Annotated in this window: 16 protein-coding genes; 9 read left to right on the top strand and 7 right to left on the bottom strand. The window is 62.2% G+C overall.

All coding sequences use genetic code 11. The features are described from left to right. Positions 1-316 precede the first annotated feature (316 nt). Together NKI73_RS11685 and NKI73_RS11680 are read right to left on the bottom strand one after the other, a co-directional pair. Positions 317-1,603: an NAD(P)/FAD-dependent oxidoreductase gene (locus tag NKI73_RS11685; RefSeq protein WP_352629647.1), complete on the bottom strand. Its 1,287-nt coding sequence runs from the start codon at positions 1,601-1,603 to the stop codon at positions 317-319. A 208-nt stretch (positions 1,604-1,811) separates the two neighbouring features. After that, on the bottom strand, positions 1,812-3,248 hold the full coding sequence (locus tag NKI73_RS11680; protein ID WP_352629645.1) for a glutamine synthetase family protein: 1,437 nt from the start codon (positions 3,246-3,248) through the stop codon (positions 1,812-1,814). 163 nt (positions 3,249-3,411) lie between these two features. Here NKI73_RS11680 and NKI73_RS11675 point away from each other — a divergent pair, with 163 nt between their 5' ends. Continuing rightward, positions 3,412-4,128, top strand: coding sequence for an HAD family hydrolase (locus tag NKI73_RS11675; protein WP_352629643.1), 717 nt, complete (start codon positions 3,412-3,414; stop codon positions 4,126-4,128). Positions 4,129-4,148: 20 nt separating this feature from the next. On the opposite strand, the gene NKI73_RS11670 is transcribed toward NKI73_RS11675, so the two are convergent. The 3 genes from NKI73_RS11670 to aceA form a co-directional block, all read right to left on the bottom strand. Further along, positions 4,149-4,535, bottom strand: coding sequence for a response regulator (locus tag NKI73_RS11670; protein WP_502905660.1), 387 nt, complete (start codon positions 4,533-4,535; stop codon positions 4,149-4,151). A gap of 296 nt (positions 4,536-4,831) precedes the next feature. Beyond that, positions 4,832-5,074, bottom strand: a complete 243-nt coding sequence (locus NKI73_RS11665) for an SMc00767 family acetate metabolism repressor (RefSeq protein ID WP_352629639.1) — start codon at positions 5,072-5,074, stop codon at positions 4,832-4,834. Between the two features lie 58 nt (positions 5,075-5,132). Then, positions 5,133-6,419: an isocitrate lyase gene (aceA, locus tag NKI73_RS11660; RefSeq protein WP_352629637.1), complete on the bottom strand. Its 1,287-nt coding sequence runs from the start codon at positions 6,417-6,419 to the stop codon at positions 5,133-5,135. Between the two features lie 237 nt (positions 6,420-6,656). Here aceA and NKI73_RS11655 point away from each other — a divergent pair, with 237 nt between their 5' ends. From NKI73_RS11655 to NKI73_RS11625, 7 genes are all read left to right on the top strand, one after another. Further along, the gene (locus NKI73_RS11655; RefSeq protein ID WP_352629635.1) at positions 6,657-8,099 is read left to right on the top strand and encodes a helix-turn-helix domain-containing protein; all 1,443 of its coding nucleotides are present in this window, start codon (positions 6,657-6,659) and stop codon (positions 8,097-8,099) included. A gap of 93 nt (positions 8,100-8,192) precedes the next feature. Continuing rightward, positions 8,193-9,143: a DUF2167 domain-containing protein gene (locus tag NKI73_RS11650; protein ID WP_352629634.1), complete on the top strand. Its 951-nt coding sequence runs from the start codon at positions 8,193-8,195 to the stop codon at positions 9,141-9,143. A 178-nt stretch (positions 9,144-9,321) separates the two neighbouring features. Continuing rightward, positions 9,322-10,272, top strand: coding sequence for a DMT family transporter (locus NKI73_RS11645; protein ID WP_352629632.1), 951 nt, complete (start codon positions 9,322-9,324; stop codon positions 10,270-10,272). A 344-nt stretch (positions 10,273-10,616) separates the two neighbouring features. After that, positions 10,617-11,714 (top strand): polyamine ABC transporter substrate-binding protein, encoded by a 1,098-nt coding sequence (locus NKI73_RS11640; protein WP_352629630.1) that lies wholly within the window; start codon positions 10,617-10,619, stop codon positions 11,712-11,714. A gap of 82 nt (positions 11,715-11,796) precedes the next feature. After that, on the top strand, positions 11,797-12,936 hold the full coding sequence (locus NKI73_RS11635; protein ID WP_352629628.1) for an ABC transporter ATP-binding protein: 1,140 nt from the start codon (positions 11,797-11,799) through the stop codon (positions 12,934-12,936). A 9-nt stretch (positions 12,937-12,945) separates the two neighbouring features. Continuing rightward, the gene (locus tag NKI73_RS11630; protein WP_352629626.1) at positions 12,946-13,920 is read left to right on the top strand and encodes an ABC transporter permease subunit; all 975 of its coding nucleotides are present in this window, start codon (positions 12,946-12,948) and stop codon (positions 13,918-13,920) included. Between the two features lie 4 nt (positions 13,921-13,924). After that, positions 13,925-14,743, top strand: coding sequence for an ABC transporter permease (locus NKI73_RS11625; protein WP_352629624.1), 819 nt, complete (start codon positions 13,925-13,927; stop codon positions 14,741-14,743). Between the two features lie 20 nt (positions 14,744-14,763). On the opposite strand, the gene NKI73_RS11620 is transcribed toward NKI73_RS11625, so the two are convergent. Continuing rightward, positions 14,764-16,617 carry an AsmA family protein gene (locus NKI73_RS11620; protein ID WP_352629622.1) on the bottom strand — a complete coding sequence of 618 codons (1,854 nt, stop codon included), beginning with the start codon at positions 16,615-16,617 and terminating at the stop codon, positions 14,764-14,766. Between the two features lie 217 nt (positions 16,618-16,834). Between NKI73_RS11620 and NKI73_RS11615 the strand changes: the two genes are divergently transcribed. Continuing rightward, positions 16,835-18,805 carry an acetoacetate--CoA ligase gene (locus NKI73_RS11615; protein ID WP_352629620.1) on the top strand — a complete coding sequence of 657 codons (1,971 nt, stop codon included), beginning with the start codon at positions 16,835-16,837 and terminating at the stop codon, positions 18,803-18,805. A gap of 334 nt (positions 18,806-19,139) precedes the next feature. Here NKI73_RS11615 and NKI73_RS11610 read toward each other — a convergent pair whose 3' ends face one another. Next, positions 19,140-22,898 carry a PAS domain S-box protein gene (locus tag NKI73_RS11610; protein WP_352629618.1) on the bottom strand — a complete coding sequence of 1,253 codons (3,759 nt, stop codon included), beginning with the start codon at positions 22,896-22,898 and terminating at the stop codon, positions 19,140-19,142. Positions 22,899-23,103 lie beyond the last annotated feature (205 nt).

The raw sequence follows: 23,103 nt of genomic DNA, 5'->3' as shown, positions 1-23,103 counted from the left end.
AGAACCTGGCTAAAGATCTGCATCGGTCCCAAGAAACCAAAGCGGGCAAACCCGCAGAATTCCCCATCAGTCGCCCACAGCCGGCATCTTTTGCCGGCGATTGTGGCATCACTACGCCTTCCCAGCCGATTCTGCACCTTTGATGGGGATTCCGCAATGTGCCGCTACGGCAACAAATATTACAGCAATATTACAGGAATTCAGAGCGATCCTGTCCAGCCCGGAGCATGATCCCGAAAGTGGCATCAGGCTTTCGCCAAAATCATGCAAACCAGCAGATGGAACCGATCCTTTTACCGTCGGGACGGAGCAGGCTCTAGATCCTGTCGCGCAAAGCAAACCAGTTGAGCGCCAGAAACAGCAGCGGCGTGCGGAAGCGCCGACCGCCAGGGAACGGCGGGATTTTTAGATCCTCGATTAGCTTCAGCCGGTCGCGGTTGCCGGCGACGGTTTCGGCATAGAGCTTGCCGAAGAAGTTCGACAGCATGACGCCGTGGCCGGAATAGCCGCCGGCCGAGATGACATTGGGCATCACTTCGCGCACGAACGGCTTTCTCGGCACCGTGATGCCGACATAGCCGCCCCAGCCATGCGTGATCTCGACATCCCCCAATGCCGGGTAGAGTTCCGCGATCTGGCGGCGGATGTGGATGTGGATATCCTTCGGATCGTTGACGCCATAGATCTCGCGTCCGCCAAACAGCAGCCGGCCATCCCTCGACTTGCGGAAATAGCGCACGACGAAGCGGGAATCGTCGACCGCCTCGCCGCCCGGCAACACGTTCGAGTCCGCTCCCAGAGGCACCGTCGCGCCGATGAACGAACCGATCGGCATGATGTGCGCCGCACTCACCGGCTCGAGCGTGCCGCCATAGGCGTTGACCGCGATCAGGCATTTCTGCGCCGTCAGCGTGCCTCTCGGTGTCGAGATCTTGACCTTGCCGCCACTGGAAATGATGCCCGTCGAGGGCGTCTCGTCGAACAGCTGCGCGCCTGCAAGCGCTGCCACCCGCGCCGTACCGATCACCAGCTTCATCGGGTGGATGTGGCCAGTGCCGGTGTCGCGCGTCCCGCCAAAGTAGGCGGTCGACCCCAGCCGCTCCGCCGTCTCCTTGGCATCCATGAACGAGATATGTGGGTAGGAAAAACGGCTCGCCATGATCTCGGCATGCGCCTTGTAGTCGTCGACATAACGCGGCTTGTGCGCCACCGAAAGCTGGCCCGGCATGTAGTCGATATCGATCTGGTTGGCAGCGGCGAATTCGAGGAGATGCGTCTTCGCCTCTTCGGCGAGATCGAACAGCGCCTTGGCGCGGGAAAAGCCATATTCGGCTTCCAGGTCCTCGACCCAGGCACGCTGGCCAGTGCCAAGTTGACCACCATTGCGCCCAGAAGCGCCGTCTCCGAAACGGTACGCCTCGATCAGCACGACATCCGCTCCAGCCTTGGCCAGATGTGCCGCCGCCGACAGGCCGGTGAAGCCGCCGCCGACAATGACGACGTCGCAGGTACGGTCGCCATCGAGCACGGGGTATTCAGGCCGCGGTCCGGCTGTGTCTTCGTACCAGGAGCGGCCGGGGGAGATCGGGGATTGGTAGGGCATGATGCGGTGAAGACTCGGAGATTTGGAGGGGGAAGCGAATAGCGAGTAGCGAATAGCGAATAGCGAATAGAAAATGGGGAAGAATTGAAAAGTGAGGGTTGATCGAGGCTATGTCGCCCGTCTCATCATTTCTATTCGCTATTCGCTATTCGCTATTCGCTATTCGCTATTCGCTATTCGCTATTCGCTATTCGCTATTCGCTATTCGCTAAACATTGAGCAACAAATACTCCCGCTCCCACGGGCTGATCACTTCCATGAACGTCTCGAATTCTGCCCGCTTGATGGCCGCATAGGTCGCGGCGAAGGATTTGCCCAGCAGCGCGCAGAGTTCCTGATCGCCTTCGAACAGGTCGACGGCTTCGAGCAGGCTGCGCGGCAGATCGATCTCGTCCGCATTGGCGGTGGTGAGCACCGGAGGCTCGGCCTTGATCTTGTTGGTGATGCCAATCAGCCCGCAGGCAAGCGATGCAGCCAGCGCCAGGTAGGGATTGGCGTCGGAGGAGGGGATGCGGTTTTCGACGCGTCGTGCCGCCGGGTCCGAGCGTGGCACGCGAAACGCCGTGGTGCGGTTGTCATAGCCCCATTTGTTGTTGACCGGCGCCGACGCCGCCTGGGTCAGCCGGCGGTACGAATTGACATAGGGCGCGAACATCACCAGCGCGTTCGGCACATGCTTCTGCATGCCGCCGATGAAATGGAAGAAGTTTTCGGTTTCCGAGCCGTCAGCCGCCGAAAAGATGTTCTGTCCGGTCTTCTTGTCGATGATCGACTGATGGATATGCATGGCCGAGCCAGGCTGCCCCTGGATCGGCTTGGCCATGAAGGTGGCATAGATCTCGTGCTTCAGCGCTGCCTCGCGAATGGTGCGCTTGAACATGAACACCTGATCGGCCAGTTCGATCGGATCGCCATGGCGCAGATTGATCTCCAGCTGACCGGCGCCCTCCTCATGGATCAGCGTATCGATCTCCAGGCCCTGGCCTTCGGAGAAATGGTAGATGTCGTCGATCAGTTCATCGAATTCGTTGACGCCGGCGATCGAATAGCCGGCGCCGCCGCCGATCGCGCGTCCGGACCGGCCCACAGGCGGGGTCAGCGGATAGTCCGGATCGGGGTTCTTGCGCACCAGATAGAACTCGATCTCGGGCGCCACCACCGGCTTCAGGCCGAGCTTGTCATAGGCGGCAACCACGCGCTTCAAGACGTTGCGCGGCGTGAACTCGACCGAGCGTCCATCCTGGTGGACGAGGTCGCAGATGACCGCGGCCGTCGGGTCTTCTTCCCAGGGCACCACCGTCAGCGTCGACAGGTCCGGCATCAGTTTGAGGTCGCCGTCGTCTTCCGGATAATGGAAGCCGTTGCCATCCTCGGGGTAGCCACCGGAAATCGTCGTCATGAAGACCGCCGATGGCAGTGCCAGCGAGGTGTTGGAGGTGAACTTCTTCGATGGCATCATCTTGCCGCGCGCGACACCGGCCTGATCAGGCGTGATGCACTCGATGTCCTCGATGCCGCGCCACTCCAGCCAGGCGCTGACTTCCTTCCAGTTCTTGACGCCCCGTTGGTTTTTCACGAAGGCAGGCGTGCGGGCGCGTCCTCCGCGGCTCGACGGACGGACTTCCTTTTTTGCAGGCGGCATCATTCACCAGATTGGGTTGCGGATTGTGGAGTATAGCCGTGCCCCTCCATGGAAGGGAAGGGGAGCCGCGTCGGGCATTGGCCGACACGATTGAAAATCGCGCCAATCGGCTTAATTTCCGCAATCCCGATCCCAATCGAGACCCCAGTCTTAATCGAGAAATTGCATGCGGCACGACGGCAAACTGACGACGATCGGCTTTGACGCCGACGACACGCTCTGGCAGAACGAGCAGTTCTTCCGTCTGACCGAGAAGCACTTTGCCGCCATGCTTGCCGATCATGGCGAAGTTGAGCACATCTCGGCGCGATTGCTGGAGGCCGAAAGGCGCAACCTTGCCGTCTATGGCTTCGGCATCAAGGGATTTACCCTGTCGATGATCGAAACGGCGATCGAGGTCACTCAAGGTCGCGTGCCGGCCTCGGTCATATCGGGGATTCTCGATGCCGGCCGCGAGATGCTGAGCCATCCGATCGAGGTCTTGCCGCATGCGCGCGAGACGGTCGAGAACCTTGCCGGCGCATTCCGCCTTGTGCTGATCACCAAGGGCGATCTCTTCGACCAGGAGCGCAAGCTGGCCGGGTCAGGCCTGGGCGAATTGTTCGACGCGGTCGAGATCGTCAGCGACAAGAACGCCGCCACCTATGGCAGGATCTTAAGCCGGCACGGCGATGGTCCGGCAAAAGGCATGATGGTCGGCAACTCGCTGAAGTCGGACGTGGTGCCGGCCATCGAGGCCGGCGGTTGGGGTGTCCATGTGCCGCATGAACTGACCTGGGTGCTCGAGCATGTCGAGGCTCCGGTGGCCGAATCGAGGTTCCGCCAGATATCCGATCTCGGACAACTGCCGGAATTGGTTGAAAGCATCGTGGGCGAAGGCTGATCCCAGGAACCGCCTATGCTTTAGCGGCCTACCAAGCGATCGATCACCGGTTGCAGCCGTTCGGGCGTGATCGGCTTGGCGACCACCACGTCGATGATGTCAGACAGGCCCAGGCTTTCAGTAGTGCCATTTTTGGTCGAAAGCAGGATCACCGGTGGCAGCGATTTGCCCGAGGCGCGCCGCAACGCGCCGATGCTGGACATAAGATTGTCGCAGTCCTTGTTGTCGGCGCCGCCGTCAAGGACAACCGCACCGGGAATGAGGGACCGCAAGGTCCTTACCGCCGTGTCGGGAGATTCCGAGATTGGCTTGAGCCCGGATCGCTCGACGATTTTCGAAATCACCACGCGATTGATTGGCGATTTGCAGACGACAAGCACTTGCGACGGATCACGGATCGCCTCCATGTTTGCGTCGCGGGTCACCCCATTCAGATGTCTTGGAGTCTCGCCTTCACGATTCACTGGGCACACAAGTCGACCAAGAAGCTCGCCCCCATTTCAATGCAGAGTTGAATCTGGGGCGCAATTGGCGTGAGATCGTGGTCCATGTCAAGTTGAAATAAAAGACCCCGAATTCATACTCCGAGCAGTGAATTTCAAGCAACGCTACTGTACTGAACTGTCCACACCGGCATTTCATAAAAAGAGAATTCACCTGCGCAGAAGCCGCGCAGGTGAAGGGGCGGTTGCACGGATTGCGATTAGCCGTGGCCCTGCTGCGTGACGATCACCGGGATCAGCAGATCGCCCCAGTTGCCGTCGCCGCCGTGATGGCGTGCCGAGCGCACGAGTTCCACCGAGACGCCTGCCTCGACCGCCTTCATCACCGACTGGTTGAGGCGGTGCAGATCGTTGGCCAGCATGCGGATCGTCGCTTGCTGGTCGACGCTCATCGTCGTGGACTGTTCCTCGGCGCGTTCCTTGACACGGCTTATCGATGCCATTGGTCTTCTCCTTGTGTCCCAAGCCCTGTTGGGCGTTTCCTCTGTATTTCTGTGGTCTTTATTCCGCGGCCGGTTTGAACTGCGCGTGCTCGGTCGATTCATGCATGGCGGTGGTTGATGACTGGCCGCCGGTGATCGCCATCGACACGGCGTCGAAATAGCCGGTGCCGACCTCGCGCTGGTGCTTGGTCGCGGTGTAGCCATTGGCCTCCGCCGCGAACTCCGCTTCCTGCAGCTCGGAATAGGCCGCCATCTGCCTTGCCTTGTAGCCGCGGGCCAGTTCGAACATGCCGTAGTTGAGCTGGTGGAAGCCGGCGAGCGTGATGAACTGGAACTTGTAGCCCATGGCGCCGAGCTCCTTCTGGAACCGGGCGATCGTCGCGTCGTCGAGGTTCTTCTTCCAGTTGAACGATGGCGAGCAATTGTAGGCGAGCAGCTTGTCGGGGTGATGTTTGCGCACGCCCTCGGCGAATTTCCTGGCCTGCGCCAGATCGGGCTTCGAGGTCTCGCACCAGATCAGATCCGCGTAAGGCGCATAGGCGATGGCGCGGGCAATGCAGGGCTCGATGCCGTTCCTGACGTTGTAGAAGCCTTCCACTGTGCGCCCGGCGCCGTAGTCGACGAAAGGCTGGTCGCGTTCGTCGATGTCGGAGGTGAGCAGCTTGGCGGCTTCCGCGTCGGTGCGCGCGACGACCAGGGTCGGCGTGCCCATCACGTCCGCCGCCAGGCGTGCGGCGTTGAGGTTGCGGATGTGCGCCGCGGTCGGGATCAGCACCTTGCCGCCGAGATGGCCGCACTTCTTTTCCGATGCCAACTGATCCTCGTAGTGGACGCCTGCGGCACCCGCCTCGATGAATGCCTTCATGATCTCGAAGGCGTTGAGCGGTCCGCCGAAGCCGGCTTCCGCGTCGGCGACGATCGGCGCGAACCAGGTCTCGACCGAAAGTCCGCCTTCGGAGGTCTCGATCTGGTCGGCGCGCTGCAGCGTGCGGTTGATGCGCTTGACCAGTTCGGGCGCCGCATTGGCCGGATAGAGCGACTGGTCCGGATACATCGCGCCAGCCGTGTTGGCGTCGGCGGCAACCTGCCAGCCCGACAGGTAGATCGCCTTCAGTCCGGCGCGCACCTGCTGCATCGCCTGGTTGCCGGACATGGCGCCGAGTGCGTTGACGAAGTCCTCCTCGTGGATGAGCTTCCACAGCCGGTTGGCGCCCATTTCGGCAAGGCTCTGGCGGATCTGCACCGAGCCACGCAGCCGCTTCACATCTTCCGCGGAATAGGGCCGTTCGATTCCGTCGAAGCGACCTTCTGGCGCCGATGGGACGAGGTTGTAAAAATCAGTCATTGATCACTCCGAAGGATTGCTGCACCCGTGTCCGGGCATCAATCATCTGTGCGCCGGAATATGACTGAATTTACATTGCGGCGCGAAACAGGCCAGAAAAATCAAGGAAATCGACGAAAGATAAAAGAAAACCTGTGTTGCGTTTGACAGGCGAGCGCTGTAAATTTGTCATGATTGTAAAAGGCAACGCAGTGAGGTTGCCGCGACACTTGTGTAAATTCCTGTCAAGGACAGTCGATGGCTGACCAGAAGATATTTGCCGGGCCGCGCATCCGCCGCATCCGCAACGCCAAGGGCCTGACCCAGACGGCGATGGCCGAGGGCCTCGGTATCTCGCCATCCTACCTCAATCTGATCGAGCGCAACCAGCGACCGCTGACGGTGCAGCTGATCCTCAAGCTGGCGTCCGTCTACAAGGTCGATCCGCACGAACTGCAAGGCGAGGCAAGGGGGTCTGTCGCCGCCTTGAGGGAGGTGTTCACCGATCCTCTGCTGGTCGGCGAGTTACCCGGTGATCAGGAACTGATCGAGCTTGCCGAGGCGGCACCCAATGCGTCGGCGGCGGTGATAAAACTGTTCCGCGCCTATCGCGAACAGGCCGAGCGCCTGTCAGACCTCAATGAGCTTCTGGCGCGCGAAGGCCGGGCCACAGCACTTTCCGGCGCCCGCCTGCCGATCGACGAGGTGCACGAGATCTTCGAGCGCCGGCCGAACCATTTCGCAGCCATCGAGGAAGAGGCCGCGGCGTTCACGTCGCTGCTTGATCCCGGCGATGATTTGTTCGGAGCGCTGAAGGCCTGGCTGAAGCGCGAATACGGCATCGTGGTCAAGGTGCTGCCGGTCGCCACCATGCCGAACTGGCGTCGCCGTTATGACCGCCACTCGCAGCGCCTGTTCCTGTCCGAGCGGCTGTCGCCGTTCGACCAGTTGCGCGAAGTCGCGATGGAGGCCTGTCTGATCCGGATGACAGTCGCGGTCGCCGGCGAGATCCAGGCGCTCAAGCTGACCACCGACGAGGCCCGCCGGCTCGCCCGCTTCGAACTCGGCCGCTATGCGGCGCATGCGCTGATGATGCCCTACCAGGCCTTTCATGCGGCTGCCGTGCGCGCCCGCTACGACATCGATGTCCTTCGTTCGCGCTTCGGTGTCTCCTTCGAACAGGCCGCAAACCGGCTGACCATGCTGCAGCGGCAGGGTGCCTCAGGCGTGCCGTTCTTCATGCTGGAGGTCGACAATGCCGGCAACCGCTTTCGCAAGGTCGGCAGCCAGGGCTTTCCGCAAAGCCGCTTTGGCGGCGCCTGCCCCAAGCTGCCGGTGCATGTCGCCTTCACCCAGCCCGGCCAGATCTTCGTCGAGGCGGTGGAAATGCCCGACGGCGCCGAGTTCCTGTGCATCGCCCGCACGCTGGAAGGACCGCAAGGGGCGTTCTCGGAACGCCCGCGCCGCACCGCGCTGCTGCTTGGCTGCGACATCGGCTTTCGCGACGACATCGTCTATGGCGCGGCACTGCCTGGTGTGGCAGTCACCGCAAAGGCCGGCAGTGTCGCGGCGACGCCGGTCGGGCCCGCCTGCCGGCTTTGCGAGCGCGTCGGCTGTCTGGCGCGCGCCGAGCCGCCGGTGACGCGTCCGCTCGGCCTCGACGAGATGGTGACGGGCTTGAGCGCCTTCGATTTCCAGTAGCGGCGCGAGCCTGCAAGGAAGGTCATCCGGCTTTGCGGAAGAAGCTGCCGACCTTCGCCGCAAAGTATTGTCGATCGAAATATTGATTCGGAAATGACAACGGGATATCAAAAACGAATTGCGCAAGGCTGGGGGGCGGCGATGGGCAGGACGGTTTTTTGGCTTGGGCTGACATTTGCCCTCTCAGCTTCATCTGCATATGCAGAAAAATCCTCGGATTTCTTCAGCTCCTACAAACAGTACAATGATGCCGGCAAGGCATTCCTGGACAAGATAAATCCAAAGACCGGACCGATTGACCTCGCCGAAGGCATTCACCTCGATCTCAAGGGCAAGTTCTACTTTCTGAATAAGAAGGACGCCGTCTCGGTCCTGACCGAGGCTTGGGGTAACCCACCCGACGCCGGTTCCGACGCGATCGGCATGATCTTCCCGAGCAATTATGATCCCATCGCCGACAACAATTGGGGCATAGAGCTGCGCTGGGAAAAGATCGGTTATGTCGATGACGGTGACGCTGCCTCCATCAATTACAGCGAACTGTTGAGCAGCATGAAAGCCGATACTTTGTCGGGCAACGATCAACGGGTGAAGGACGGTTTTCCGCCCATCACGTTGATCGGCTGGGCTTCGCCGCCAGTCTATGATGCCGTCAACAAGCGTCTGCATTGGGCCAAGGAACTCCAGTTCGGAAACGACGCCGTCCACACGCTCAACTACGATGTCCGTTTCCTTGGCAGGGAGGGCGTCTTCGTGATGAGTTACATCGCCAATGTGGAGCAGTTGCCGGAGATAAAGCAGAGCCTGGATGAAGTGCTTGGCCTGGCGGGCTTCAGCGCGGGCAAGAGATACACGGATTTCCTGCCCGGCACCGACACCGTCGCCGCGGTTGGGATTGGCGGCCTCATCGCCGGGAAATTGGCGGCAAAGGCTGGTCTTCTGGCGGTGGCGCTCATCGCCTTGAAGAAATTCGGACTGATTCTGCTGGTTCCGTTGGCCGGCCTTTGGCGGCTTATTCGGGGCAACAGGAAGGCTTCCTCCTAGGTAGGGATGATCAGACAACGCTGGCAGGGCGAATTTGGTCTAGGCGTCTGACCAGTGCGCCAAAGGGAAACGTGAAGCTGGATCACGCCCAGCCGTTGCCGATGTATTAGGCGAAAACGGCACGTTTCTGTCGCCCAGTGCGCATCGTGCAGCGCCGAAAACGCTGACAGTGGAAGCCATGATCGATACCGCATCGCCGATCGTCGCATCGCCAGCCGTCTCGCCGCGCGAGGAGCGTGTCGGCATGCTTTTGGTCTTCCTGTCGGCGCTGATGTGGAGTTTCGGCGGCACCATCGCCCGCTTCATCACCACCGGCGACAGCTGGACGGTTATTTTCTGGCGCTCCGTCTGGGCAGCGGCCTTCCTGATCGGCTTCATGGTCTGGCGCGACGGCTGGCGCGGCATGTTGAAAATGTTCCGCGACATGGGTCTGCCCGGCCTTGCCGTCGGGGTCTGCTTCGCCACCGCATCGACCGCGTTCGTCGTGGCACTTGCCTACACCACCGTCGCCAACATCCTGTTGATGCAAGCCGGCGTGCCGCTGCTGGCGGCGCTGTTTGCCTGGGCGTTGTTTCGTGAAAGGGTTGGTGTCGCGACCTGGCTGGCGATCGCCGCCGTCATTGCCGGCGTCGCCATCATGGTGTCGGAATCGCTTGATGGCGCCGTCTCGCCGATAGGCGACGGGCTGGCGCTGTTGATCGCGGTCATGTTCTCGATCGCCACCGTCATCACCCGGCGGTTTTCCAGCGTGCGCATGACGCCGGCGACCTGTCTCGGCACCATGCTTGCGGCAGGCTTTGCCGCCTCGCAGGCATCGACATTCACTGTGTCGACCAGTGACATGGGCTTTCTCTTCGTCTTCGGCGTGGTCAATCTGGGCCTCGGCCTCGCCTTCTTCGCCACCGGCGCGCGGCTGATCCCGGCGGCAATAGCAGCACTGCTCGGCACGTTCGAGCCGATCCTCGGCCCGATATGGGTCTGGCTCATCCATTCGGAGGTGCCGTCCGGGCGCACCATCATTGGTGGTGCGGTGGTGGTCACGGCGCTGCTCGTTCATATCGGGCTCGAATTCAAGCGCCAGACACGGCCCGAGCGTGCGGGGGTCACCGGGGTGCCGTCGCCTAATTGAGGCGGCCTGCAGCTTTGCCATTGACAACGTCGCTGCCGCGCGGGCAGGCTGGGAATACGGCAACAACAAGACAGGCCTATCTTGCCAAGTCTCCCAGCCGGTCAGATCGAGACCGGACCATATCGTCGTATCTCTGCCCGCGCCACGGCGAAAGCCTATGTAGGCATCTGCACGCCACACGAGTCCCAGCGACGATGCAACGCCTGCCGCTCATCGAACTGCCTGCATAGCGCCGGTAGTTCACGCTTGTCGCCTTTTGGAAAGCTCAATAGCCTGAAACAAATGCCCGGCCGCGCTGGAACCGCGACGAGCCGGCGAAGGAACACTCACCAAAGGAGAATAGTATGATCCGCAAAGCGCTCTGGCTTTCGGCGACTTCGGTATTTCTGACGCTTTTCACTGTCGGCGGTCATGCCGAGGATCGCGTCGTCAATGTCTTCAACTGGTCGGATTATATCGACAGTTCGATTATTGACGATTTCACCAAGCAAACCGGCATCAAGGTCGTCTATGACACGTTCGATTCCAACGAAATCCTGGAAACCAAGCTGCTTGCCGGCGGCAGCGGCTATGACGTTGTCGTGCCGAGCGGCAATTTCCTTGCACGCCAGATCCAGGCCGGGGTGTTCCAGAAGCTCGACAAGTCGAAACTGCCCAACATTTCCAACATGTGGGACACCGTCACCGAGCGAACCGCCAAATACGACCCCGGCAACGAATACTCGGTCAACTACATGTGGGGTACGGTTGGTATCGGCTACAACATCAAGAAGGTGCAGGCGGCACTCGGCACCGACAAGATCGACAGCTGGGATGTCTTCTTCAATCCCGACAGCCTTGCCAAATTGAAGGACTGCGGCGTCTACGTGCTGGACTCGCCCGCAGACATCATTCCGGCGGCGTTGAAATATCTCAACCTCGATCCGAACAGCACGTCGCCTGATGATATCGCAAAGGCCGAGGAGACTTTGCTCAAGGTCCGGCCCTACATCCGAAAATTCCACTCCTCCGAATACATCAACGCGCTCGCCAATGGCGACATCTGCCTGGCGGTCGGCTGGTCGGGTGACGTGTTCCAGGCCCGCAACCGCGCGGTCGAGGCCAAGCAAGGCGTCGAGATTGGCTATTCCGTGCCGAAGGAGGGCGCGCAGATGTGGTTCGACCAGATGGCGATCCCTGCCGATGCGCCGCATGTCGCCGAGGCGCTCGAGTTCATCAATTACATGATGAAGCCGGAAGTTATCGCCAAGTCGTCGAACTACGTGCTCTACGCAAACGGCAACAAGGCTTCGCAGCAGTTCGTCGACAAGGCACTGTTGGATGACCCGTCGGTTTATCCCGACGCCGAGACGATAAAGAATCTCTACACCGTCTCGCCATACGATCCCAAGACCCAGCGCGTCATAACGCGCACTTGGACCAAGATCGTCACTGGCCAGTAAGCAAATCCGACATGGTCCCGGCAGCCACCTGCCGGGACCATTCTTTCTTTGGCAAGAAGCAAGAATCAGGACGGAGTGGGACATGAAATCGCTTGGCAGCATCCGCAGGGATTTTGCGCCGTGGAACGACCCGAACGCCAAGCCATACATCCAGTTCGACAATGTCACCAAGAAGTTCGGTGACTTCACCGCCGTCAACAATCTGTCGCTGACCATCTTCGAGCGCGAGTTCTTCGCCCTGCTCGGCGCCTCTGGTTGCGGAAAATCGACGCTGCTCAGGATGCTTGCCGGGTTCGAGGAGCCGACGGCCGGCCGTATCCTGCTCGATGGCCAGGATCTTCGCGGCATCCCGCCCTATCGCCGGCCGGTCAACATGATGTTCCAGTCCTATGCGCTGTTCCCGCATATGACGGTTGAGAACAACATTGCTTTCGGCCTCAAGCAGGACGGCATGCCGAAGCCCGAAATCGCGTCGCGCGTTGCCGAGATGCTGAAGCTGGTCAAGCTCGAGCAGTTCGCCAAGCGCAAGCCGCACCAACTGTCCGGTGGCCAGCGCCAGCGCGTCGCGCTCGCCCGCTCGGTCGCCAAGCGGCCGAAGGTGCTGCTGCTCGACGAGCCGCTCGGCGCATTGGACAAGAAGCTGCGTGAGGAAACGCAGTTCGAACTGATGGACCTGCAGCAGAACCTCGGCCTGACTTTCGTCGTCGTCACCCATGACCAGGAGGAGGCGATGACCATGGCCGATCGCATCGCCATCATCGACAAGGGCGAGGTGATGCAGGTGGCAACGCCGGCCGAAGTCTACGAGGCGCCGGGGTCGCGCTTCGTCGCCGGTTTCGTCGGCAACGTGAACATGTTCGAGGGCAAGATCGCGCGTGGCGATGCCGGTAGCGCCAGCATCGACGCCGGCAATGGCATCACCATCCGCACCGACAATGCCGGCGCTGCCAGTGCCGGGACGGCTGTCACCTTCGCCATCAGGCCGGAAAAGATCAAGGTGTCGTCGAAGAAGCCGGCCGAGGCCGTCAACGCCATCGAGGGCGAGGTCTACGACATCGCCTATCTCGGCGACATGACCGTCTATCACGTCAGGCTGGACGACGGTCAGGTGGTGCGCGCGAGCACCATGAATGCGGCCCGCATCACCGAGGATCCGCTGAGCTGGAACGACCGCGCCTGGGTTTCCTTCCGGCCCGACGCCGGCGTCGTGCTGACGCGGTAGGGGGCGACCATGTCGAGCGCCGCCGTCACCACCACATCAGCTTCTCCGGCAACCAATGCCGGCAAAACCGCCCTCGCCAGGCTGGGCGCTGCCTTCGTTGGCCGCCTGGTCATCATCATCCCTTATGTCTGGCTGCTGTTCTTCTTCCTCATTCCGTTCGTCATCGTCTTCAAGATTTCGCTGTCGCAGACGGCGATCGCCATTCCGCCCTATACGCCGGCACTCGATTTCAGCGGCGGCATTTCCGGGTTTCTGGCTCAGCTGAAACAACTCAGCCTCGACAACTACACCTGGCTGACTCAGGACGCGCTCTACTTCAACGCCTATGTGACCAGCGTCATCATCGCCGCGATCTCGACGGTCCTGACATTGCTCGTCGGCTATCCGATCGCCTACGGCATGGCGCGCGCGCCGGCGACGATCCGCCCGACCTTGCTGATGCTGGTGATCCTGCCGTTCTGGACCTCGTTCCTGATCCGCGTCTACGCCTGGATCGGCATTCTCAAGCCCGAGGGACTGCTCAATCAGCTGCTGCTCGCCACCGGCGTCATCCACCAGCCGCTGATCATCCTCAACACCTATACGGCGATCTTCATCGGCATCGTCTATTCCTACCTGCCGTTCATGGTGCTGCCGCTCTATTCCGCTCTCGAGAAGATGGATTATTCGCTGATCGAGGCGGCAAAGGATCTCGGCTGTCCGCCGACCAGCGCTTTCTGGAAGATCACCTTCCCGCTGTCGCTGCCCGGCGTCATCGCCGGCTGCCTGCTGGTGTTCATTCCGGCCGTCGGCGAATTCGTCATTCCCGATCTGCTCGGCGGGTCGCAGACGCTGATGATCGGCAAGACGCTGTGGAACGAGTTCTTCGCCAATCGCGACTGGCCGGTATCGTCGGCCGTCGCCGTCATCCTGCTGTTGCTGCTGATCGTGCCGATCATGCTCTTCCAGCGGGCTCAGGCGCGCGCTCAGGAAATGGACAGGTGACCTCATGAACGCCACCTGGAGCCGCTTCAACATCACCTCGATCGTGCTTGGCTTTGCCTTTCTCTATCTGCCGATCGTGCTGCTCATCGTCTTCTCTTTCAACGAGTCGAAACTGGTCACTGTCTGGGGCGGCTTCTCGACCAAATGGTACGTCTCGCTGTTCCACAACCAGGGCCTCATGGACGCGACCTGGGTGACGGCACGCGTTGGCCTGATCTCGGCCACTGTGGCGACGGTACTCGGCACGCTGGCGGCACTCGCCTTGACCCGTTACACACGCTTCAAGGGCAGGGTGCTTTTCTCCGGCATGGTCTTTGCGCCGCTGGTCATGCCGGAAGTCATCACCGGCCTGTCGCTGCTGCTGCTCTTCGTTGCCGTCGGTCTCGACCGTGGCTTCCTGACCGTCACGCTGGCCCACATCACGCTGACCATGTGCTTCGTCGCCGTCGTCGTGCAGTCGCGCCTGATCACCTTCGACCGCTCGCTGGAAGAAGCGGCGATGGATCTTGGCGCGACGCCGGTGAAGACCTTCTTCCAGATCACGCTGCCGGTGATCATGCCGGCAATCGTCTCCGGCTGGATGCTGGCTTTTACGCTTTCGCTCGACGATCTGGTCATCGCCAGCTTCACCTCCGGGCCGGGCGCCACGACGCTGCCGATGAAGATCTACAGCCAGGTTCGCCTTGGCGTGACACCGGAGATCAATGCCGCCTGCACCATCCTGATCGCCGTTGTGGCGATCGGCGTTATCATCGCCTCGCTTGCCAACAAGCGGCGTGAGGTGCAGCGCCAACTCGACGAGCAGGCCGCACAGCGCGGGTGAAGACGGAAAGCGCGGCTGCCTTATTCCCCCGAAACGCCGCGGCTGATCGGTGAAATGAACGGCGTGCTCCAGGTCCCGCCAACGAAGAACGATGCCTGGTTGGGGCCTTGCTGGCCATTGGTCTGCGTTGCCGCCTGGTCCGGCTGAATGACACCGCCGGACAGGGCCAGTCCGCGTCCGGCGTAGGACGCGATCCCGGACAGCCAGATCTTATATTTCGCCGAATTGGCTTCGGCTTTGTCGATCCGTGCCACGCCCTTCGAAATGCTGGCCTTGATCTCGGCGCCGTCGATCGGCAGCGTTCCGTCGGAGACGTCGTCGAGCGCGAAAAAGCCGCCTTGTTCGGTATGCTTGAGAAAGGCCGGCAGGTTGAGCTTGCTCAACGCACCCGGTCCGAAGGTCGCCGAGACCGAGCCGTCGGCATTGTCGAAGATGGAATTCCAGGTTCTGCCCGGCCCCTTGAGGATCACCGAGACGGTCCCCGTGCCGACCGGCACCAGCCGCGTCATCCCCGCCGCGGTGGCAAAAGCGCCGCCGTCGATGTCGGAGGCCAGCAGCCGGATTTCGACCTGCGAGCCTTCCGGCTTGCGGTCGAAGCGAAGGCTGGTTTGGATGTTGCCGCCGAAGGCCGAGGCATCGGAGATATCGAAGACGGACAGACCATCCTTGACCTGGGCGGTGGCGGCGACGTCGGCGAGCTGGATAGGCCCGGCGGTGGCGTGTGCTGCGGACAACCTCAGATCGAGGTTGATCTTGTCGGCGAAACTACTGTCGACTTCGCTAGGCCCCACCGCGCCGGTGGGCGCCAGCGGCGTGAAGGCCGACAGGAACGATCTGAGGTCGAGCGTGTCGAAGGCGAGTGTGCCGGAGATCACCGGCTGAGCTTCGCCAAGCGACAGGTCCAGCGCTCCCATTCCCGGATTGTTGTCCAGCGCAATGGCGGTGTTGTCGAATTTGACGCGCCCGGCCGTTGCCGTGACCTTGCTCGAAATGCTGACCGAGCCGATCGCAGCACCCGGCGCGATGCCGGCCTGCAACCATTCCAGCACGCGGCGTAGCGAGGGCGCCGAAAATTTCGCCTGACCGTCGAAATAGCTGTTTTCGGACATGCTGGCCGTGCCGTCGAAAGAGAAGGTGGCGGGGGGCGCCTTGAACGACAGGGAAAGCGGCGCCAAGCCGCCAGCAAAAAGCACCAGCGGCTTCTCCGATGCGGCGTCCACGGCCACACTTTCGCCGCGCCAGATCCCGGTCGCCGATAGCGTTGCATTGCTGTTCATCGCCGCCCAGGTCGCCTGTCCGCTCAGGCTGCTCAGAATCTCGACGTCCTTACCGTTGACCGAAGCCACCATGCGGCCGTCGCGAAACTCCACCGTGCCGAAAGTATCGGTCGGCAGCTTGTCGAGATTCGGCTTTGCGGGGTCGGCATTGACGACGCCCCGGGCCGTGTCGATGGAACGCGTGATGCGCCCACCGGTTGGGACGGCGGGCAGGAAAAGGCCGGTTGGCGTGCGCTGAACCCGGATCGTCGGCCGCACCAGCCGCGCCGTCGAAAACACCACGTCGCCGCGCAAGGCCGCCATGGCGGAAAGGTCGACCTCGACCCGTTCGGCCTCGACGACCGGCGGCGTCTCGGTGTCGGTCCATTGCGAAAGCGTCACATCGGTCAGGATCGCCCGGAATGTCGGCCAGACCTCGATGCGCGGCGAGCCTTCGATGGCGACCCGGAAGCCGCTCCACGCACTCATTTCCCAGGCGATGCGGTCGCGCACGATACGGGTGGAGGCGATCAGCGGCAGGGTGGCAACCACCAGCGCGATGACGATCACGGCAGCGCCGATCGCCCATATTCCGCGCCGGATCAAAGATGATGGCATATCGCCCCGTATGCTTCCATTCCGACAAAGATCGCTCGATGGGTGTAACCCAGTCGTCACCACGACTTCCAGTCGTCACTACGACTTAGGGCCGACGCATTTCAAGTCTTTATGGCCCGGCGATGGCATTTGCGCACATCTGGCCGCATCGGCCGAACAAAATCTTGCTCTGCTGCGCTGCGATATGCATAAGCGAGGCGACCGTGGAGGAACGATCATGGCTGCCGAAGTACCGCTCTGGACCCCGACGCAAGACCAGATTGATGCAGCACCCTTGACCGCCTTCACCAGGGTCGCCGAAGTGAAAGCCGGCGTGGCGTTTTCTTCGTATTCGCAGCTTCACGGCTGGTCGGTCGAGGACCGCGAAGGGTTCTGGAGCCTGGTCTGGGATTTCTGCGGCATCGTCGGCGACAAGGGCACTAATGGGGGCGAGCCTGCGCTGGTCGATGGCGACAGAATGCCCGGCGCATCGTTCTTCCCCGAGGCTACACTGAATTTTGCCGAGAACTTGCTGAAGAAGACCGGCGCCAGTGAGGCAATCGTGTTTCGCGGCGAGGATAAGGTCGAGCGCCGGCTGTCCTGGAACGAGTTGCATGCGCTGACTTCACGGCTGCAGCAGCTTTTTCTGTCGCTCAAGGTGAAGAAGGGCGACCGCATTGCCGCGATGATGCCCAACATGCCGGAAACCGTTGCCGCCATGCTGGCTGCCGCCTCGATCGGCGCGGTCTGGTCGTCCTGCTCTCCCGATTTCGGCGAGCAGGGCGTGCTCGACCGCTTCGGCCAGATCGAGCCCGTCGTCTTCATCGCGCCCGATGGCTATTGGTACAATGGCAAGGCGATCGAGGTTGCCGACAAGATCGCCGCGGTCGCGGCCAAGCTCTCGACCGTCCGCAAGATACTGGTCGTCGACTATCTCGGCACGTCGAGCGATGTCGCCGGTACCATCGACAAGGCGGTGGCGCTGGAGGAGGCGCTGTCGCCCTTTGCCGTCAAACCCGTCAGCTTCGAGCGGCTGCCGTTTTCGCATCCGCTCTACATCCTGTTTTCGTCTGGAACGACCGGCATTCCCAAATGCATCGTCCATTCGGCCGGCGGCACGCTGATCCAGCATGTCAAGGAACACCGGCTGCATGCAGGGCTGATCGAGGGCGACCGCTTCTTCTATTTCACCACCTGCGGCTGGATGATGTGGAACTGGCTGGTGTCGGGGCTCGCTTCGGGTGCCACGCTGCTGCTCTATGACGGCTCTCCCTTCTACCCCGACGGCAATGTGCTGTTCGACTTTGCCGATGCCGAGAAGATGACCTTCTTCGGCACCTCGGCCAAATTCATCGATTCCGTCCGCAAGGCCGGCCTGAAGCCGATCCGCAGTCATGATCTGTCAAGCGTGCGGGCGATTTCCTCCACTGGGTCGCCGCTGTCGCCGGAGGATTTCCGCTTCGTCTATGACGGCATCAAGAAGGACGTGCATCTGGCCTCGGTCTCCGGCGGCACCGACATCGTCTCCTGCTTCGTGCTCGGCGTGCCAACGCAGCCGGTCTGGACCGGCGAGATCCAGGGTCCCGGCCTCGGCCTTGCCGTTGATGTCTGGGATGATGACGGCAGGCCGGTCCGGCAGGAAAAGGGCGAACTGGTCTGCACCAAGGCGTTTCCGGCGATGCCGATCGGCTTCTGGAACGATCCCGAGGGCAAGAAGTACCGGGCGGCCTATTTCGAGCGCTTCGACAATGTCTGGTGTCACGGCGATTTCGCCGAATGGACCGCGCATGGCGGCCTGATCATCCATGGCCGCTCCGACGCCACGCTTAACCCGGGCGGCGTGAGGATCGGCACGGCGGAGATCTACAACCAGGTCGAGCAGATGCCGGAGATCCTGGAGGCGCTGTGCATCGGCCAGGACTTCGACAATGACGTGCGCGTCGTCCTGTTCGTGCGGCTGGCCGCCGGCGTGCAACTCGATGAGGAACTCGAAAAACGTATACGCGCCAAGATCCGCAGCGGCGCAAGCCCGCGCCACGTGCCGGCCAGGATCGTCGCCGTCACGGACATCCCGCGCACCAAGTCGGGCAAGATCACCGAGCTTGCGGTGCGCGACGTGGTGCATGGCCGCGCCATCAAGAACAAGGAGGCGCTGGCCAATCCAGAGGCGCTGGAGCTGTTCAAGGACCTGCCGCAGCTGGCTGAGTGATCGCTAATGCATGTCGTTCAAAGTGGCCTCGGTTTTGAGACAACGACATGCATGAAACACAGATTTTCCGGCATGGTTAACCGAATATGTCGGTAGAATTTACCTAGATTTCATGAGTGGTACACATTCGTAAATTTTCCGCCGCGCCGGTAAGGAGTTGTTAAGGCCCGGCGTCGATAGTCGTACATAACTTGAGGGAGAAATCCCGTTCCTCAGCCCCCGGAGGATCTGAATTCGCTCAAGCCCCCGTTGTGACAGCAATCCCATCTCTTAAGGCGTCCTTTGGGCGCCTTTTCTTTTGCCGATACCGGATCGACCTGGGGGAAAGGCTAGCCTATTCCGCGAGCACACGGGTCGATGGAAAAGCGACTTCGACCAGGGTGCCTTCGCCCGGTGTCGAGTTGATGATGAACCGGGCGCGGTTGGCTTCCACCATCGCCTTGGTCAATGGCAACCCAAGCCCTGTGCCGTCGCCGCGTCCGCGTTTCAGCGCGTTGATCTGCTTGAACGGCTTCAGCGCCTGCTCGATCTCGGCTTGGCTCATGCCGATGCCGGTGTCACGCACCCGCATCACGACGTCGCCTGACATCTCATAGGCGGTCGAGACGATCACCTGGCCGCCAGCCTGGGTATAACGGATGGCATTCGACAGGATGTTGAGGGCGATCTGGCGCACGCTGCGCAGGTCGGCCACCACTTCCGGCAGCCGCGAAGCGAAGCTGGAGCGGATGATGACGCGTTCGCGGTTGGCCTGCGGCTGCATCATCGCCACCGTCTCGGCCAGCGTGTCGTTGAGCGACACCGCCTCGTAGGCCATCTCCTGCTGGCCGGCTTCGATCTTCGAGATGTCGAGCAGGTCGTTGACGAGGTCGAGCACATGATTGCCCGAGCGGTTGATATCGCGCAGATAGTCGCGGTAGCGGTCATTGGCGACAGGTCCGAACTTCTCGTCGACCATCAGTTCGGAAAAGCCGATGATGGCATTGAGCGGGGTGCGGATCTCGTGGCTGATGCGGGCGAGGAAATCGGTCTTCTGCGAGGATGCGCGCTCGGCCACCGCACGCGCTTGCGTCAAATCCTCTTCGGCCCGCTTCCACTGCGTGATGTCGCGCACGACAGCACAGAAGCCGCTGTCGTTGGGCAGCCGGCCAATGGTCATGAACAGCGGGATGAAGCGCCCTTGCGCCTCGCGCCCGATCACCTCGCGGCCGTCATTCATGACGCTCGCCACGCCGGGTTCGGACAGTCCGTTGAGATAGTCGCGCGCCGCGGGCTGGCTTTCGATCGCAAACAGCGAGGCGAACGGCTTGCCGGTCACGTCGTCGCTGTCGAAGCCGAACAGCGCTTCGGCCGGACGGCTGATCGAGCGGATGGTGCCGTCACGGCCGATCAGCACGACGCCGTCGGTGGCGGTGTCGATGATGGTGCGCATCTCGGCGATGCGTGCCTTGAGTTCGGGAATGTCTGGCTGCGTCTGCTCGTCGCCAACCGCATGCAGGCCCGCTGGTGCATCATCCTCGTCGGAGCGGCGCACGACCAGCATCAACGCCTTGCCATCGCGCCAGGGAACAGAGCGCAAAATGGCCTCGATCGGGAATTCCTGCCCATCACGCGTCTTCAACCGCAGCGCGCGATCGGTGCCGTCGGAAGCGCCGTCGTCGGCGTAGGGGTCGGCAAACAGCGCGCCGAGGCCGCCGGCATCCGCCAGGTCGTCGAGCGCGTCATAGCCGGTCAGGTTGAGGAATTCCTCGTTCGCATAGTGCAACTGGTCGCCGGAATGGATGAGCAGCGGCACCGGCAACTTGCCGAGAAGCGAGGTATCGGGAGCCTTGTGCTCATCTCCGGCTGAAAACGCCGACGGCACGAACCCTTCGGCCTTGAGCGGCGGCACCTGCAGGCGCTGGCGCTCGATGCGTGTTTCCACGGCGTCGCCTACACTGGCTGTTTCCTCGGCGGACGCAACCGCCTGCCCGTCGGGCGCGGAGGCTTCCTCGTCGGGCTGCGCCCAATCCTCGCTATCCTCGGCATCGCGGAAGTCTGCCGACGTCATGCTGTCATCATCATGGCCGGCATAGTCGAGCAATGAGCCCGTCGCATTCGGCTCGGAGCGGTCTTCATGAACCGCTTCGTCCGGATGGCCGCCATCGAGCCGCGCCAGATCCCGCTCGTCTTCGGCATCGACATCAGAAGGCTGGACCGGTTCGTTCTCTGGCTCTGCCGCAGGGGTTTCGCCGGCATTCGTCGGGTCGCCGGCCGCCTCGGCCGGAGCTTCGGCCTCCGCTGTCGGCACGTCTGCAGTTTCCGTCAACGGTTCAGCAGATGTCTCGGTCGTCGCTTTCCCGGAGCTTTCGAGGCTGGGCTCCTTAGCCTCTGGCGGCTCCACCGGGGAACTGTCTTTCTTCAGCCGCTCACCGATCTCGCGGAACGCGCTGCGTTCCAGGCTCGACAGGCCCTTGTCGTTGGCCGGCTGGCGATGTTCGGCCAGCCGGATCACCTTGTCGGCAAAGCGCCGCTCCGGTTTCGGCACGATCGTCAGCGCCGGCACCTCGCCCTTGAATGGATCCGATGCCTGAGGGCCCTCGGCTTTCGGCTCTTCCGATGCTGGTTCGAGGGCTTTCGGTTCCGTTGCCGCCGGCGCCTCGCCGTTGGGCACCAGCGCCATGCCGATGGCCTCCGGATCGACGACCGCGTCACTGGCGCGAGCGACGCCGAAGCCGCGGAAGCCCTCGAAGGCGCGGCTGCGGCCATAGACAGGCAGCGCCGCCAGGTCGACAGGTATCTTCAGATCAGTGCCGACGACCGGCCACAGCACGGAGCGCCCGGACCAGGTATCGCGCCGTTCCAGGAGGCCTGCGATCTCGCCGGAGGGGTCGAGGCCGAAGGTGGCCGCGACATCCTTGAAGCGCCGGCCGATCACGTCGGCCGCGGGCTTGCCGACGATGTCGGCGAATTCCGGGGACAGCGCACTGAACTTGCCCTCGGCGTCGGTGCGCCAGACGAAGCGTACCGGCGCCGCTGCGCGGTCTATCGCTGGAACGGTCGCAGGCGCGGTCGTGGCCTGGACATCATTCCGTTCGGTGTCTTGTTGTTTCGTGCCCTGGGCGGGAACTTCCAGGGCCGCCGGTTCAGTCGGCGCTTCAGGTTCGGGCCGGCGCGGCTGTTGCCCTTCGTCCTCGCCTGCGTTGAAGTACCAATGGTCGTGCTGCGCCGGCGTGCGCGCAGCTGCCGGTCGATCGCTGTTGGCCGCTGTCGGCGTCTGCCCGGTCGCGTCGGCGATCTCATGCGGCTGCGATGCGGCGTCGGCCGTTCGCGAGGCGCCCGGTTCGTCGTTTGGTGCCGCCTTGGAACCCTGTTCCGGCTGGACGCCAGCGGCGTCGGCCGGCGCGGCCTCGGCAGTGGTTTGCGCCGGGTGTTCGGCAGGGGCCGTGTCGTCGAGCTGGTCCTCGTCGATCACCACCAGCAGATGCCGCTCCTCGGTCAGTCTTGCCAGCCCTGCCGGATAGGAGGCGGTGCCGCCGGGGACGAGGCGCTTGACGATGCGGTCGCTTTCGGCCGCGACGTCGGCGACGAGCGCGGCCAGCGTCTCCGGCAGGATGCCCAGCGCCGAAAATCCTTCCGAGGCTGCCTCGACAGTGCCCCCGGCGTCGACAAAGGCGATGAAATGGCCATCCTCGGTAAGGCCGCTGATGGCCCGCGCGGCGATTTCGCCGGCACTGCGCGAGCCCGTCTGCGCCGCCGGCACCGCCAGCATGATCGCCTTCTCGGCGTCCGGCATGGTCACCGCACTGGCCAGGAAGCCGACGGCGCGGCTGGTCATGCCGGTCGCCAGCCGCACCATGATGGCGCGGTCACTGCCGATCTCGGGAAATCCGCTGGTCGCCATGATCTGGCGCCTGGCGATCAAGGGCAGCTGCGCCGAGGCGCCGATGATGGCCTCGATGTCGGGGTAGCCGAACATCGCGGCTCCCGGCCCGTTGGCCCAGATCACCTGCTCCAGGTCCGCCGACAGGATCGCGATCGCGTCGCCGGCGGCAAAGCGCTGGCGGACCGCGTCGAGCACGGCGACGTCGAGGAAGGAATATTCGGACGGCATGCGCTTGGCGAACCCTCACGGAGCGGCGAATTTGCAGTTAACGCTTTGTTAATAAAAGCCGGAGGCGCGAAGGTCCACAAGCCAGAACGTGCAAAGGCTGGAATCTGGGCTCTTGGTTAATGGCCCAAAGAAATTTATGGTGCACTGCAACAAAGATATTGCAATGCACAAAATTTGCCTTTATATTGCCATCATACATGAACGA

It is taken from the genome of Mesorhizobium sp. M0496 (assembly GCF_040321205.1).
In the GTDB taxonomy this organism is placed as follows: Bacteria; Pseudomonadota; Alphaproteobacteria; order Rhizobiales; family Rhizobiaceae; genus Mesorhizobium.
This window is presented reverse-complemented; position numbering and strand designations above follow the sequence as displayed.

What these genes read in the sequence shown, in the direction of transcription:
- NKI73_RS11685 (WP_352629647.1), bottom strand. Translation starts at nt 1,603, where the DNA reads ATGCCCTACCAATCCCCGATCTCCCCCGGCCGCTCCTGGTACGAAGAC.
- NKI73_RS11680 (WP_352629645.1), bottom strand. Translation starts at nt 3,248, where the DNA reads ATGATGCCGCCTGCAAAAAAGGAAGTCCGTCCGTCGAGCCGCGGAGGA.
- NKI73_RS11675 (WP_352629643.1), top strand. Translation starts at nt 3,412, where the DNA reads ATGCGGCACGACGGCAAACTGACGACGATCGGCTTTGACGCCGACGAC.
- NKI73_RS11670 (WP_502905660.1), bottom strand. Translation starts at nt 4,535, where the DNA reads ATGGAGGCGATCCGTGATCCGTCGCAAGTGCTTGTCGTCTGCAAATCG.
- NKI73_RS11665 (WP_352629639.1), bottom strand. Translation starts at nt 5,074, where the DNA reads ATGGCATCGATAAGCCGTGTCAAGGAACGCGCCGAGGAACAGTCCACG.
- aceA (WP_352629637.1), bottom strand. Translation starts at nt 6,419, where the DNA reads ATGACTGATTTTTACAACCTCGTCCCATCGGCGCCAGAAGGTCGCTTC.
- NKI73_RS11655 (WP_352629635.1), top strand. Translation starts at nt 6,657, where the DNA reads ATGGCTGACCAGAAGATATTTGCCGGGCCGCGCATCCGCCGCATCCGC.
- NKI73_RS11650 (WP_352629634.1), top strand. Translation starts at nt 8,193, where the DNA reads ATGACAACGGGATATCAAAAACGAATTGCGCAAGGCTGGGGGGCGGCG.
- NKI73_RS11645 (WP_352629632.1), top strand. Translation starts at nt 9,322, where the DNA reads ATGATCGATACCGCATCGCCGATCGTCGCATCGCCAGCCGTCTCGCCG.
- NKI73_RS11640 (WP_352629630.1), top strand. Translation starts at nt 10,617, where the DNA reads ATGATCCGCAAAGCGCTCTGGCTTTCGGCGACTTCGGTATTTCTGACG.
- NKI73_RS11635 (WP_352629628.1), top strand. Translation starts at nt 11,797, where the DNA reads ATGAAATCGCTTGGCAGCATCCGCAGGGATTTTGCGCCGTGGAACGAC.
- NKI73_RS11630 (WP_352629626.1), top strand. Translation starts at nt 12,946, where the DNA reads ATGTCGAGCGCCGCCGTCACCACCACATCAGCTTCTCCGGCAACCAAT.
- NKI73_RS11625 (WP_352629624.1), top strand. Translation starts at nt 13,925, where the DNA reads ATGAACGCCACCTGGAGCCGCTTCAACATCACCTCGATCGTGCTTGGC.
- NKI73_RS11620 (WP_352629622.1), bottom strand. Translation starts at nt 16,617, where the DNA reads ATGCCATCATCTTTGATCCGGCGCGGAATATGGGCGATCGGCGCTGCC.
- NKI73_RS11615 (WP_352629620.1), top strand. Translation starts at nt 16,835, where the DNA reads ATGGCTGCCGAAGTACCGCTCTGGACCCCGACGCAAGACCAGATTGAT.
- NKI73_RS11610 (WP_352629618.1), bottom strand. Translation starts at nt 22,898, where the DNA reads ATGCCGTCCGAATATTCCTTCCTCGACGTCGCCGTGCTCGACGCGGTC.